This window comes from Sphingobium sp. RS1 (genome assembly GCF_056156825.1).
Window position 1 is genome coordinate 1,235,753 of record NZ_JBLZXE010000002.1, and the last position, 13,484, is coordinate 1,249,236.

Here is a 13,484-nt window from a genome sequence, read left to right on the forward strand (position 1 = left end):
GGACAGGACCGATAGCGGGAAATTGGACCGTTCAGGCCGCTCGCAAGGTCGGACCGGTAAAGAGGGGGTGGAGATGCGCTTCCTCCCACTCCATGCGTTCATACAGGCCATTTTGGAGCGCGAGAACGGCCTGGCGATAGCCCGGCCAATCCTGCCCGATCTGGCCCGGTGTCCAATATTTGATATGATCGCTGTAGCGCAGGAACAGAGCGACCATGGCGCGGCTATGATCGCGCAATATCCTGTCCGCCTCTGGCGTCAGCGGCCGACGCCGCAGCGCCGTCACCATCGCATCTTCCTGCCCCATATGGTCGCGGTAGAGTTGCGAAAAACGCGTACGACGACGCGCCACTTCCGACATGTCGTCGACCGTCGCCGACAGCATCAGATGCGCGAAATCCCGCATCATCCGGCGCAGGTCATCATGGCCCTGCGTCAATTCGATATGCATTTTTGCGTCCCCATTTTCCGATTAGATCGGATCGGGGACGCAAAACTTAAATCTATCCGTCCCTTATGCGACGAACCGAAAGTCAGAGCATCGCCAGAACGGCGTCGCCCATTTCCACCGTGTTCATCGTGCCGCCCAGATCGGGCGAGCGTGCGCCATTGGCCAGCGCCTTTGCCACTGCCGTTTCGATCCGATCGGCCTGTTCGGGCAGGTTGAGCGAGTAGCGCAGCATCATCGCGGCGGACAGGATGGTGGCCAGCGGATTGGCTTTACCCTGCCCGGCAATATCGGGGGCGGAACCGTGGATCGGCTCATAAAGGCCCTGCCCGCTGCCGTTCAGCGTGGCCGATGCCAGCATGCCGATCGACCCCACGCACATGCTCGCCTGATCCGACAGGATGTCACCGAACAGGTTGCCGGTGACGATGACGTCGAACTGGCCGGGGTTGCGGACCAGCTGCATCGCGGCATTGTCCACATACATGTGGCTGAGCGCCACATCGGGATAGTCCGCCGACACCTCGATCACCACGTCCCGCCAGAGCTGGCTGGTTTCCAGCACATTGGCCTTGTCCACCGAGCAGAGCTTGCCGCGCCGGGCGCGCGCCGCCTGGAAACCGGCATGAGCGATGCGCCGCACCTCGGCTTCGTTATAGGACATGATGTCATAGCCTTCGCGCAGGCCGTCGTTGGTGGTCCGGAAGCCCTTTTCGCCGAAATAGACGTCGCCATTGGTTTCACGGACGATCAGCAGGTCGATCGAGCCGGCGACTTCGGGCTTCAATGCGCTTTCATGCGCCAGTTCCGGGAAGACCTTGGCCGGGCGCAGGTTGGAGAAGAGGCCCAGTTCCTTGCGCAGGCCCAGGATCGCCTGTTCGGGGCGCAGATGGCGTTCCAGCGAGTCGCAGTCGGGATCTCCAACCGCGCCGAACAGGATAGCGTCGGCACGCTTTGCAGTGTCCAGCGTTTCAGGCGGCAGCGGATGGCCGACAGCCTTGTAGGCCGCACCGCCGACCAGACCCTCCTCATAGGTCAGGCCGTCGATCGCCAGTGCATCGAGTACGCGCTTTGCCTGTGCTACGATTTCCGGACCGATGCCGTCTCCGGGGAACAGGGCGATCAACATAAGCGTGCTTCCTCACAAAATATGCGTGCGGCCCCAGTGCGTGCAATAATGGGGCAGATTGTCGGCGCTCGCCTTTGCAGATGCTACCCGCTCAGGCAACCGCTCTTTTGAGCCGTTCGACCAGTCGCTCCCGCGCCGCCAGCACATCGGCACGGCGATCCGTCAGCACCGAACGTTCGAGGAAGAAGCCGGTCAGGCGCAAGCCGTCGAGGATCTGGCCCCAATCCCCCATGCCCCCTTCCAGCAGAAAGCGCGGCAGCGGCAGCAGGCGGTTTTCATAGCCGACCGCCGCAACGCGGCTGACGGCAGCCGCGCTACGCGGGCTGACATAGGCCAGGTCATCGACATCGCCCATCGCTGCGCAGCGCGTGAGATCAAGGCCGAAGCCCAGTTCGGCGAGCAGCAGCAATTCATAGCGCACCAGCGCCACCGCCCAGCCCCGCGCCGCGGGCGCTGCCTCGACCGCGTCGAGCAGGCCGGAGAGTGCCTGATGCAGCGCCGGATAGGGCGTCCCTTCGGGCAGGGCCGCAGCCGTCAGCGCGCAGGTCCAGTCGATCGCGGCGGCGGGCAGCGGCTCGGCATGAAGCGGGGCGCGGCTTTGGACGAGTTCGACGGTCAGGCCGGCAAGCTGATCCTCGGTCCTGGCCCGCAATTCAGCCTTCACCACATTGCCCGGCAACAGCACAGGCCGCAGCGCTCGCGACCGGCCACCCCGGACATAGCCGGGCAGCAGACCATCATCGGGCGTCAGCAGCCGTGCAATCGCCCCATGCTCGCCATGATGCCGCACGGCGCATATGATGGCAAAGGTGGTGAGGTGGGGCATGCTTTTCTTCGCGCCCCATCATCCGTGGAAATAATCATAGACCTGCTGGGCCACGGCCTTTGATACGCCGGGAGCGCGTTGCAGGTCGTCCAGCGCGGCGTCTCGCACCGCCCGTGCCGTGCCGAAATGCATCAGCAGCGCCTTCTTGCGAGCGGGACCGATGCCGGGGACTTCATCCAGCGAACTGACGGTGATCGCCTTGCTGCGCTTGGCGCGGTGGGCGCCAATGGCGAAACGGTGGGCTTCGTCGCGAAGCCTCTGCAAATAGAAGAGGACGGGATGATTGAGCGGGAAGGTGATTTCGCGGCCATCCATCAGGTGAAAGACCTCCCGCCCCTCACGGCCATGATGCGGCCCCTTGGCGACGCCGATCATGGTCACATCCTCTATGCCCATTTCCTCCAGCATCGCACGGGCCGCCGATAGCTGGCCCTTGCCGCCGTCGATCAGGACGAGATCTGGCCATTCGCCGCTATCGCGATCGGGATCTTCCTTCTGGGCGCGACCGAAGCGGCGCTCGAACATTTCGCGCATCATCGCGAAATCGTCATTGCTGATCGCCGGGTCTTTCATGTTGAACTTGCGATAGGCGTTCTTGCGGAAGCCCTCCGGCCCGGCGACGACCATTGCGCCCAAAGCATGCGCGCCCTGAATATGGCTGTTGTCGTATATTTCGATGCGGTCCGGCACGCCCTCCAGCCCGAACGCCTCGACCATGTCGTCCATGATCCGGCCCTGGCTGGTGGTTTCGGCCAGGCGACGATCCAGTGCTTCCACCGCGTTGCGCTGTGCCTGCTTGATAAGGCGGGTGCGGTCGCCGCGCTGGGGCACTTCGATGCGGACCTTGCCCCCGGCCCGCTCGGCCAGAGCCAGTGCCATCAACTCACATTCGGCCGGTTCGCGATCGGTGAGGATGAGGCGCGGCGGCGGCACTTCCTCGTAAAATTGCGCCATGAAGCTTTCCAGCACCTCCTCCGTCGCGACGTCGGCGGTGTGGACCGGGAAGAAGCTGCGATGGCCCCAATTCTGGCCGCCCCGAATGAAGAAGGCCTGGATGCACATCGCCCCCCCCTTTTCCGCCAGCGCGAAAATATCGGCGTCGCCCAGCCCTTCGGCATTAATGGCCTGCGATCCCTGAATGAAGGTCAGCGCCTTCAATCGATCACGCAGCACGGCCGCCTGCTCGAAGTCGAGCGATTCCGCCGCCTGTTCCATCGCAGCGCCCAGCTTCTTCTGCACGGCGGTGGACTTGCCGCCCAGGAAATCCTGCGCGTCCTTGACCAGTTCGGCATAGCCGTCCGTGTCGATCCGATCGACGCAGGGGGCCGAGCAGCGCTTGATTTGATAGAGCAGGCAGGGACGAGAGCGGTTGGCAAAGAAACTGTCGGTGCAGGAGCGCAGCAGGAACAGTTTTTGCAGCGCGTTGATGGTGCGCGTCACCGATCCCGCGCTGGCAAAGGGTCCATAATAACGACCCTTATATTTGCGCGCGCCGCGATGCTTCTGGACGCGAGGGAAGGCATGATCGTCGCGCAGCAGGATGAAGGGAAAGCTTTTGTCGTCGCGCAGCAGGACATTGTAAGGCGGACGGTAACGCTTGATAAGTTGCGCTTCCAGCAACAGCGCTTCGGCTTCGCTGTTGGTGGTGACGATCGTCATGCTGCGGGTCTGGGCGACCATGCGCTGCAACCGTCTGGGCAGGCGATCGACCTGGGTATAGTTGGCAACCCGGTTCTTGAGCGCGCGCGCCTTCCCCACATAAAGCACATCGCCGCGCGCATCATGCATGCGATAGACGCCGGGACGGATCGGCAGGGTCTTCAGTACCATGCGGATCGCTTCCACGCCGGTGTCGATATCCGGCTGGCTGCCGGTTATGGTGAAACTTGCCTTGTCTTCGTTGAAACGATCGGGAGATTGGGGGCCGGACATGGGGGCAGAGATAGCGTACGCGCTATCTTTCGCAATGGTCGGGGTTGATCGGCGCGGTTTTCACCCTATCTATACCGTACCGTACAGAAAGATGCGGCTCTCCATAATCCACGACCCGCCAGCATCAAAGGGACCACCCAATGAGCGTAAAAGCCTATGGCGCTTATGCGGCCGACAAGCCGTTGGAAGCCATCGACATAGAACGTCGCACCGTCGGCGCGCATGATGTACAGATCGCCATCGCCTATTGCGGCGTCTGCCATTCAGACCTGCATCAGGTTCGTTCCGAATGGGATGGGACGCACTATCCATGCGTGCCCGGCCATGAAATCGTCGGCCATGTCACCGCCATCGGCGACCATGTGAGCAAGTTCAAGGTCGGCGACACGGTCGGCGTCGGCTGTATGGTCGACAGTTGCCAGAGCTGCGCCTCCTGCGATGAGGGGCTAGAGCAATATTGCGAAACCGGCTTTGTCGGCACCTATAATGGCGCGACCGAAGATGCACCCGGTCACACGCTGGGCGGCTATTCGCAGAGCATCGTCGTCAAGGATGATTTCGTCCTGAAGATCAGCCATGCGGCCGAACAACTGGCGGCTGTCGCGCCGCTGCTGTGCGCGGGCATCACCACCTGGTCGCCGCTGCGCCACTGGCAGGCCGGGCCTGGCAAGAAGGTCGGCATCGTCGGCATCGGTGGTCTTGGCCATATGGGCGTGAAGCTGGCCCATGCACTCGGCGCGCATGTGGTGGCGTTCACGACATCCGAGAGCAAGCGGCAGGACGCGCTGGCGCTGGGTGCGGACGAGGTCATCGTGTCGCGCAATGCGGACGAGATGGCGGCCCATGCGGCCAGTTTCGACTTCATCCTGAATACGGTGGCGGCGAGCCACGACCTCGACGCCTTTACCGCGCTGCTGAAGCGGGACGGGACGATGACGCTGGTCGGCGTGCCGGAACATGCGCACCCCTCGCCCAATGTCGCCGCGCTGATCTTCAAGCGCCGGTCTATCGCCGGATCGCTGATCGGTGGCATCGCGGAGACGCAGGAGATGCTCGATTTCTGCGCCGAGAAGGGCATCGTCGCGGAGATCGAGACGATCGCGATCCAGGAGATCGAGACGGCCTATGCGCGGATGCAGAAGAGCGACGTGAAATATCGTTTCGTGATCGACAACGCCACGCTGGCGGGGTGAGGCAAGGTCATCCTCCCCAAGTCTGCTTGGGGAGGATAAACAAAAAGGGCCGGTGCGACGTGCGCACCGGCCCTTTTTGTTCAGTCGTTCGATCCGATCAGTTGATCGTGCCGAGGCCCGAAATCGCGCTGTCGACCAGCGCCTTATCGGCCTTGGCATCATGGCCCTGGGCGATCAGGGTGGCGGCAGCGGCGGTCGCTGCGTTCACCGCCTTGGCGCGGATGCCTGCGATGGCGGCGCGTTCGGCGGCGCCGATCTTGTCTTCCGCCATCTTCTGACGACGGGCGACCAGATCTTCGGCATGGACCTTGGCGTCGGCGATCAGCCCTTCGGCTTCATGCTCGGCCGCCTTGCGCATGGCGTCGGCTTCACCTGCCGCGGCGGCCAGCTTGGCTTCATATTCGCCCTTGAGCGCTTCGGCTTCGGCGCGCAGCTTCGACGCTTCGGCGAGTTGCGCCTTGATCTGGGCGATCCGGCCGTCCAGCGCGCCGCCGATCAGGGCGGGCACCTTCTTGACCAGCAGGATGACGATGAACGCGGCCATCGCCAGGCTGACCCAAGCCGTCGCGTCCATGCCGACCGCCTTGGGATCGGTATGGGGTTCGACGCCTTCGTGCGCGACGGTGCCGACCGGTTCCATGCCTTCGCTGTGAATTGCCTGGTTCAAGTGCGGAACCTCCGCTGCACTATGGGATGCTGCCTCAGCCATGGGCCAGTGCTGCCTTTACTGCGTTGCGGGCTGCGTCGTCCGACGCGTCCACGCCGGAAATGCGAGCCACCATGTCGCGCGCCGCATCGGCGGCGACGGTTTCGATTTCTGCCATCGCGGCGTCGCTGGCACCCTTGATACGGGCTTCGGCGGCGGCGATCTTCGTCGCGACCTCTGCATCGGCAGCGGCGAGACGCACTTCGGAAGCCTTGGCGGCTTCGCTCTTGGCCTTGGCCAGCGTCGCCTGTGCAGCGGCACGGCTGGCGGCGTCGCGGGTGCGGTAATCCGCTTCCGCTTCGTCAGCGCGGGCGAAGGCGGCCTTGGCCGCGTCCAGATCACCGCTGATCTTCGCGTCGCGCGCATCCGCCGTGCCCTGCACCTTGGGCACCATGCCAAGGCCGATGACGAAGAAGACGAGGCCGAAGGTCAACAGCAACCAGAAGATCTGACTGGAGTAGGTTTCGGCAATTTGCGCGATTTGAGGCATTTTACGGTCCGTCCGATCAGAGGGCGGTCAATAAGGGAAGCGGGCAGGATATCGGCAAGACGCCGCCCTGCCCGCTCCTAAATTTCGTGATTAGGCCACGAACACCAGGATCATGGCGATAACGAACGCCAGCAGACCCAGAAGTTCCGCCGCGGCGAAACCGATGAACAAACGACCCTGCTGGCCGTCGGCAGCGCCCGGATTGCGCAGCGCGCCTTCCAGGAATGCGCTGAACACGTTGCCCACACCGAGGGCAGCGATGCCCGCACCGATTGCGGCCAGGCCAGCACCGAGCAGCTTTGCGGCTTCTGCGTCCATGTCGTAAACTCCCTTGTCAGATCAGATAAAAGTTGAGGAAATTCTCAGGTAAAAACTTAGTGCAGGTTCTCGGCATCGTTCAGATAGACCGAAGTCAGCAGCGCGAACACATAGGCCTGGATGACCGCGACCAGCATTTCCAGCGCGCTGATGCCGATCATCAGGATGAAGCTGGCAGTGCCGACGGTCAGACCCAGCGCCGGCGAGGCGTTGGCGCTGTTGATGACGAAACCCGCCAGAACCTTCAGCAGCACGTGGCCAGCGGTCATCGCGACGAAGAGTCGCAGGCCCAGGCTGAACGGACGTACCATGAAGGACACGAGTTCGATGAAGAAGAGCGGCACCACCATCGCGATCGGCGTGCCATGCGGCACGAACAGCGAGAAGAAGTGGAAACCATGCTTCCAGAAGCCAACGATCAGCACGATCGAAAAGCTCATGATCGCCAGCACGCCGGTTGCGGTGAAGTGGCTGGTGAAGGTGAAGGGATGCATCCCGATCAGGCCCAGCGGCAGCAGACCGAGAAGGTTCGCCAGCAGGATGAACATGAAGAGCGAGAAGACGTAAGGGATATACTTCCGGCCCTTGTCGCCGATATTGGCGATCAGCAAGTTCTTGATGAAGCCGGTCATATATTCGACCGCCATCTGCCAGCGACCGGGGACCAGTTCACGCTTCATGCCGCCGATCACGAAGATCCAGAGCACCACAGCGGCGAGCACCATATAGAGCGCGCTGTTGGTGAAGGCGATGTTGAAGCCGCCCAGCGACCAGTGATCCGTACCGAACAGGGGTTCGATAGCGAACTGGTGCATCGGATCGATTTTGCCGGATTCTGCCACGTTGACCCCTGTAACGCTTAATGTCTTCGGACTAGGAGCGAGGCTGCCTTATTGCTCGGGCGGCTTCGTCGTCGTCAATCTGATGATGTTCCTGAAGGCCGCCACGATCCCAAGACCGAGGAAAACCAGCAGGAGCCAGGGTGTCGTGTTGAACAGCCGGTCAAGAACCCAGCCGATCAACGCACCACCGACAAGACCGCCGATCAGTTCCGCCAGCACCCGGTTCCCCAACCGCGACCCATCGTCCGCAGCCTGTTCCGTGGCGCCCTGCCTGACCTTCTCGACATGCTCGGCCTGCGCGATCCGCTCCTCAAGAGAAGCGATCCGCGAGTCCTCGCCCGCCTGGTCCTGTCCGGGTGTGTCCGCTGCCATACATCGTCTCCATCAGGCTTTGTCAGCCCGTGGCGTTCGGCATGGCGCTTGCGGCTGCACCCGTCAAGGCGAGGCCCCTCTAGGAAGGGTTGGGCGGAGTGTCAACCCTGACAAAAGCCAAGAAAATCGGCCTTTCGGACAACAGGGGTAAACGAGGTTGCGCTGGTGTAATTTCCTATTTAGCTAAATAGGAATGGATAAGATCTTCAAGGCGCTGGCATCCGAACCGCGCCGCCGCATCCTGGAATATCTGGCGGTCGAGCCGATGACCGTGGGCGAGATTGCCGACAATTTCGAGATGGCGATGCCGTCCATTTCCAAGCATCTGGCGGTGCTGAAAGCGGCCGGCGTGGTGCGGGAGCAGAAGCGCGGGCAATATGTGCTTTATACGCTGGTGGTGGAGGCGTTGACGGGGCAGTTATATGGGTTTCTCGCGCCTTATTGCGGGGAAGCGCAGCGGATCGTGGAGGCGCGACCGAAGCGGCGGGGACGGGATTGAGGGGATGGAGTGTGTGCCTTCTTCGTCATGCCGGGCCTGACCCGGCATCCCGCTTCTTATCCCCCGAAAAAGAAGCAGGATCCCGGCTCAAGGCCGGGATGACGTTGGGGTGAGTGGCAACGTTGGGTGATTAGCGGGCAGTCCGGTGCTGGGCAGTGTGCGATATTTTACCGACATAAACGCTCAGCGAGCGTGAACAAAAACTCAGTGTCGTTTGAGTGATCCGAGCATGGGCAGCATTATCCAAAGTCCGATAAGCAGGAGAGCAATGGATACCTGCTTGTCATATCCATCGAAAATGCCCCAACCGAGTTGGTAGCTCGCTCCAATAACCAGAAACAGAGCAAGCCATATGCCTACCTTAATCCGCTTACGCGATGACGGTGGATGTGGATGCCAGTCGATATCCCGCAATGTTGATAAGTGGCCTCGCATCCATTCGCGCTTGGACGCAGCATATTGGGCATCCTTGGCACGGATATCATCGTCATCAGCCCAATGACTTAGTTCTTCCCATGCAGCCTTCTCTCGCGCATCAAGGACTAGCGGGTCGGGTATCACTCTATCGAGTTCACATGCGGTAACGTCACCACCGTCAGCAACCCGTTCAAGCATGGCTATCAGATTTAGGCGGGCAGAAGTCATATTGGCAATATGCACCTGATAGGAATGTCCGCAATCGGGGAGGCCGCAAATCTCCTTTTATGTCCGAAACTGGTCGCCCTAAGACATTACGCGACCGTCGCTACCAAATAACAAAAAGGCGCGGTTGCCGGGCCACCGCGCCTTCCTTCATTCTCTATCTCGCTGCGATCAACCAGCCGTCGCGCAATAGCCCGGCAGCGCGATCGCCCCTGCGCCCTTGGTCTGCCAGGCGCCGGCGCCGATGCGGTAGACCTGGCCCTGTTTCACACGGCTGCTGAGCGTCTGGCAGCCGGTGGCGGCGGCGACATCCTGTACCGTCACGCCGCGCTGGCCAGCCAACTGGGTGTAGGCGGCGCGGCGCTTGATGTTGATCGCTTCCACTTCGGAACGGACATCGGCGCCGACCGTCCCGGCGATACCAAGATAGCCGTCGGCCTGCTCACCGACTGTGCCGGCCGACATGGCGGCGGCCACGGCGCCGGACTGGGCGCGTGCAGGGGCGGACATGAGGAGACCGCTGGCCAGCGCAACTGCGGCGCCGGCGGCGAACATGAGCAATTTGCGTGTCATTGCGGGAACAACTCCGGATTATTCTGGATAAGATCCTGCGCGTCGCGTTGCAGCTTCACAACCACTTCCTGCTGGACCTTGACGTTCAGGTTGATTTCGATGGGCTTGTCCGGGGCCTTCACCTGGATGCAGCCGGTGAGGGCCAGCCCGGCGAAACCCGCCATCATGATCGATCGTGTCTTCATTTCGGCTCCCCGTTTCGCACCTTCTCGCTTTCCACAGGCTGAACCGCAAGATTTTGTTGCGCGCCCGTGCGCATTTCCCCCTGCACCTGATCGCCGATGCTGTTCTGGATCAGTTGCGACGGATCGATCATTGATTGAGCCGTGCCCATCAGGCCACGGAAAGGCGCGGATATCCGCACGTTGAAGATGAAGGGCAGACCGATGAAGTTGCGGGTGATGCCCGATGGCGCGTCGCCCAGCTTGCCCCGGTTCACGCCATTGAAGACGACATTGGTGACCATTTCGCCGTCCAGCGCGCCGTCCATCAGGATCGTCAGGCATTTATATTGCAGATCCTTGAGCGCGTCGAAGGCCATCTTGCCCATGACGCCAACCTGCTCGTTCGACACCGGGCCGACATAGGAGAGGACGCCGGACTGGCGCGTGGGATCGCAGGGGATGGTGGGCAGCACGCCTTCAGGCATGATGAGCGGGGGCATCCCCTGTTGCCGCGCGACCAGCACGCCGCCCGCGACCCGGCCGCCCTTGGCATTGAAGATCAGGGGCATGATGCCGTCGAACGTGCCGGTGGCGGAGACATTGTCCAGTTCCATCGCCTGAATGAAGGCGCCCGCATCCAGTCCGATGACGCGGAAGGTGAGGTAGCGATCCACGTCTTCACCGAAATTCATCGTCGTGGGGAGCAGGTCCAGCTTGCCGCCGGAGAAGGGCCAACCGCCGCCCTCGATACGGACCTTCTGCCCGGCCTCCAGATGATAGCGCACGACGCCGTCCTGCACCTCGACACCGGGATTGACCTTTGCAATGCGCACTTCCTGTCCCGGTGCCGTGACCATGCCGATCAGGTCGGTGAAGTGGATTTCGCCGCTCAGCCCCTCGACTGGACCGAAGGCAGCGGCGAGATTGGCGTTGTCGGTGCGGAAGCTGCCGCTGCTGGTGACATTGGCGCCGGTCCAGTCGATCCGGCCCTGCCCCGTCACCTTCGCCTGCACATTGGCGACGACGCCGAGCGCGATCGGGGTGATGTCTTCGGGCTGGAGGCCGGGACCGAAATTGAGGTCCGGGACGGTCAGGTCGGCATGACCCTTCGCGCTCGACAGGTCGTGGACGATGGCGGTGCGGGCGACCAGCGCCCCGCCGCGCGGCGCGGTGAGCGATCCGCTGGCGGTGATGCGGCCATCCTTCATCGCCAGCGCAAAGTCTGGCGAAAGCAAGGGCACGAATCGGGCCGGCGATTGCGAGTCGCGCACGGTGACGGCAGCGCGGAAGGCGAGCGCGCCTTTCGCGAAGCTCCAGTCGCCTGCGCCCTGCTCCAGGATGAGCGGCACGGCGCCGATCCGGCCCCCTGCCCCGCCGACCTTGCCGGCAAAGCCGTCCTTCGTCGCCGCACCGTCCAGCGTGGCGGCGGCGAGGCGCACGGCGGGCGCGTCCTGCGGGCCGATGGTGAGTGCCGGGTTGGCGAGGGCAAAGCCGGTGCGGCCAAGGACCATGCGAGCATGGTCGGCGGTAAGGCGCATGGGGTTGTCGCCATTGCGGCCGGACAAAGCGAGGTCACGGATTTCCGCGCCGCCGCTGGTGCCGCCGGGGCCGGTCGCGAACATGGCGCCACCGACCGGGCACAAAGTCTGGCGGGTCTGGCCAAGGGCGAAGGCGCCGTAGCGAGCCTCCACCAGCGAGACGGGCACGCAGGACGGGTTAATCGCCAGTGCGCCATTGGCGGCCATGCGGCCTTCGACCGGGAGGCTGAGGCCACGCAGGCGACCGTCGGGCAACGGGCCGTCGAGCCGGACGGCGGTGGAGAAGCGGGTGGCACCGTTGGGGTCGGCGGTGAAGCGGACCCGATCGAGGCTGAGGCGGGCGTCGCCGGCCGTATAGGGATCGACGAACAATTCGCCGCCGAAGCCGCCGCTGGGCCGCCGCGCCAGCCGCAACGCGGCGTTGGGCAGGCCTCCGCCGCCGGTCTTGAGCGCACCGTCGAGTGACCAGTCGAGGCCACCCTTCTTCCCCGGCCAGCCGAGTGTGACGAGGCTGTCGGGGGCGAGGCCAATGCGCGCACCGCTGCGGGCGTCCAACGCTGCGTCGGTGACGACGACGCTGCCGCCGGATGGCTTTTGCACCAACGCGAAACGGGTGCGGAGGTGATTGGCCTGCCCCGCCCGGTTGACGGCATCGGCCAGTTGCACGGTGAGCGGGCCGACCGGTGTGCCTGTGCCGGCCGCGCGCAAGCTGGCGAGCGGATCGCGACCGCCCATATGCAGATTATCGCCGGAAAGCTCGCCCTTGAGGCTGTTGCCCTCCGCGCCCAGAACGAAATCACCCGAAAGAGCGGCGCCTCGCAACAAGGCACCCTGCGCCGTCAGCGCCTTCGCGCCCATGCGCAATTTGCCGCCGGTGCGGGCGGCCGTGCCCTCGAAGTCGATGCGGCCCGTAGGGGCAGCCATGACCAGGCCATTCCCCTTGAGCGCCTCACCGGACAGGTCGACATGACCCTTCCAGCGATCAAGCGCCTGACTGAGATTGAGGTCGATGACGGCCGCGGGCCGGGCGATCGCGGCGCCGGCGTCGCGGCAGGCCAGCGCGTCGGCACGGACCGGGCCGGCAAGAGCGGGCTGGCCCTGCTGCATGGCGATATTGACCATCGCGGTGGCGCGCGTCAGGCCGCAACCCGCCAGCGCGGCGCGCGGCATGGCGGCGGCCAGACGGCCGCGGAAGCCGGACTGCAGATTGCCGTTGCCATCCAGTTGCATGCCGACCCGCCCGGCATCGGTATCCAGCGTCAGCCGGGCGTCGGCGATGGAAACGAGCATGTCGGGAAGGCTGAACGGCGCCGTGGAATCAGGATCGCGGAACTTGTCCAGTTCGCCGAGGCGCAGGATGCCGTCATGATAGCTGCCGCGCAGGCGCACGCCGCCTGCGCGCACCGCCGCCACCTGCGGCGTCAGGCCGGCGAAGGCGATATCGACCTCCACCCAGCGCGCCGTCAAATCCGGCCGGGCGGGATTGCCAAGGACGATATTCTCGATCCGCTGGGTACGGAAACCGACATCGACCAGATCATAATTGGCCTGCACGCCGCGCCGGTTGAGTTCGCGGCTGACGAAATTCTCCGCGATCGGCGCGCGTTGCGTCCAGAGCGCAACGAGCACCAGCGCGAGCGATCCCGTGCCGACGCCCAGCCAACGCAGCCATGCCCGGCGAACCGTGTCTTCGCCGTCCTGTTCTTCCATGCCTATGGCCAACCCCGGCTTGATATGACGTCACCGTCCGTAACGGGAGCATAACGTCCCTGACCTCCTAAATATCCTTGCCCGTCGATTCCGCAACGCATA

15 protein-coding genes are annotated in these 13,484 nt (G+C 63.5%); 2 read left to right on the forward strand and 13 right to left on the reverse strand.

The window, feature by feature from the left end:
* Positions 1 to 31: 31 nt before the first annotated feature.
* From ACNHGR_RS07545 to uvrC, 4 genes are all read right to left on the reverse strand, one after another.
* On the reverse strand, positions 32 to 451 hold the full coding sequence (locus tag ACNHGR_RS07545) for a hypothetical protein (protein ID WP_475285118.1): 420 nt from the start codon (positions 449 to 451) through the stop codon (positions 32 to 34).
* Between the two features lie 82 nt (positions 452 to 533).
* On the reverse strand, positions 534 to 1,577 hold the full coding sequence (gene leuB / locus ACNHGR_RS07550) for a 3-isopropylmalate dehydrogenase (protein ID WP_475285120.1): 1,044 nt from the start codon (positions 1,575 to 1,577) through the stop codon (positions 534 to 536).
* Positions 1,578 to 1,668: 91 nt separating this feature from the next.
* The gene (gene recO / locus ACNHGR_RS07555; protein ID WP_475285122.1) at positions 1,669 to 2,403 is read right to left on the reverse strand and encodes a DNA repair protein RecO; all 735 of its coding nucleotides are present in this window, start codon (positions 2,401 to 2,403) and stop codon (positions 1,669 to 1,671) included.
* A gap of 18 nt (positions 2,404 to 2,421) precedes the next feature.
* Complete coding sequence (gene uvrC / locus ACNHGR_RS07560; protein ID WP_475285124.1) at positions 2,422 to 4,335, reverse strand: excinuclease ABC subunit UvrC; 1,914 nt, start codon at positions 4,333 to 4,335, stop codon at positions 2,422 to 2,424.
* A gap of 140 nt (positions 4,336 to 4,475) precedes the next feature.
* On the opposite strand from uvrC, the gene ACNHGR_RS07565 reads away from it, so the two are divergent.
* Positions 4,476 to 5,528, forward strand: coding sequence for an NAD(P)-dependent alcohol dehydrogenase (locus ACNHGR_RS07565; protein WP_475285126.1), 1,053 nt, complete (start codon positions 4,476 to 4,478; stop codon positions 5,526 to 5,528).
* A 97-nt stretch (positions 5,529 to 5,625) separates the two neighbouring features.
* On the opposite strand, the gene ACNHGR_RS07570 is transcribed toward ACNHGR_RS07565, so the two are convergent.
* From ACNHGR_RS07570 to ACNHGR_RS07590, 5 genes are all read right to left on the reverse strand, one after another.
* On the reverse strand, positions 5,626 to 6,237 hold the full coding sequence (locus ACNHGR_RS07570; protein ID WP_184265588.1) for a F0F1 ATP synthase subunit B family protein: 612 nt from the start codon (positions 6,235 to 6,237) through the stop codon (positions 5,626 to 5,628).
* Entirely contained in the window at positions 6,230 to 6,724 is a 495-nt protein-coding gene (locus ACNHGR_RS07575) for a F0F1 ATP synthase subunit B family protein (RefSeq protein WP_475285128.1), read from the reverse strand. The genes ACNHGR_RS07570 and ACNHGR_RS07575 overlap by 8 nt, the downstream gene beginning before the upstream one ends.
* Positions 6,725 to 6,814: 90 nt before the next feature.
* Entirely contained in the window at positions 6,815 to 7,042 is a 228-nt protein-coding gene (locus ACNHGR_RS07580; protein ID WP_006961951.1) for a F0F1 ATP synthase subunit C, read from the reverse strand.
* 56 nt (positions 7,043 to 7,098) lie between these two features.
* Positions 7,099 to 7,884: a F0F1 ATP synthase subunit A gene (locus tag ACNHGR_RS07585; protein WP_311270819.1), complete on the reverse strand. Its 786-nt coding sequence runs from the start codon at positions 7,882 to 7,884 to the stop codon at positions 7,099 to 7,101.
* A 48-nt stretch (positions 7,885 to 7,932) separates the two neighbouring features.
* Positions 7,933 to 8,256: an AtpZ/AtpI family protein gene (locus tag ACNHGR_RS07590; protein WP_311270820.1), complete on the reverse strand. Its 324-nt coding sequence runs from the start codon at positions 8,254 to 8,256 to the stop codon at positions 7,933 to 7,935.
* A gap of 193 nt (positions 8,257 to 8,449) precedes the next feature.
* On the opposite strand from ACNHGR_RS07590, the gene ACNHGR_RS07595 reads away from it, so the two are divergent.
* Complete coding sequence (locus tag ACNHGR_RS07595) at positions 8,450 to 8,755, forward strand: metalloregulator ArsR/SmtB family transcription factor (RefSeq protein WP_475285132.1); 306 nt, start codon at positions 8,450 to 8,452, stop codon at positions 8,753 to 8,755.
* Positions 8,756 to 8,959: 204 nt separating this feature from the next.
* On the opposite strand, the gene ACNHGR_RS07600 is transcribed toward ACNHGR_RS07595, so the two are convergent.
* The 4 genes from ACNHGR_RS07600 to ACNHGR_RS07615 all read right to left on the reverse strand — a co-directional run bounded on the left by ACNHGR_RS07600 (position 8,960) and on the right by ACNHGR_RS07615 (position 13,382).
* Complete coding sequence (locus ACNHGR_RS07600) at positions 8,960 to 9,400, reverse strand: hypothetical protein (RefSeq protein WP_475285134.1); 441 nt, start codon at positions 9,398 to 9,400, stop codon at positions 8,960 to 8,962.
* 168 nt (positions 9,401 to 9,568) lie between these two features.
* Positions 9,569 to 9,970, reverse strand: coding sequence for a YdbL family probable chaperone protein (locus ACNHGR_RS07605; RefSeq protein ID WP_475285136.1), 402 nt, complete (start codon positions 9,968 to 9,970; stop codon positions 9,569 to 9,571).
* Positions 9,967 to 10,155, reverse strand: coding sequence for a YnbE family lipoprotein (locus ACNHGR_RS07610; RefSeq protein WP_475285137.1), 189 nt, complete (start codon positions 10,153 to 10,155; stop codon positions 9,967 to 9,969). Before ACNHGR_RS07610 ends, ACNHGR_RS07605 begins: the two co-directional genes overlap by 4 nt.
* The gene (locus tag ACNHGR_RS07615; RefSeq protein ID WP_475285139.1) at positions 10,152 to 13,382 is read right to left on the reverse strand and encodes an intermembrane phospholipid transport protein YdbH family protein; all 3,231 of its coding nucleotides are present in this window, start codon (positions 13,380 to 13,382) and stop codon (positions 10,152 to 10,154) included. The genes ACNHGR_RS07610 and ACNHGR_RS07615 overlap by 4 nt, the downstream gene beginning before the upstream one ends.
* Positions 13,383 to 13,484: the final 102 nt, after the last annotated feature.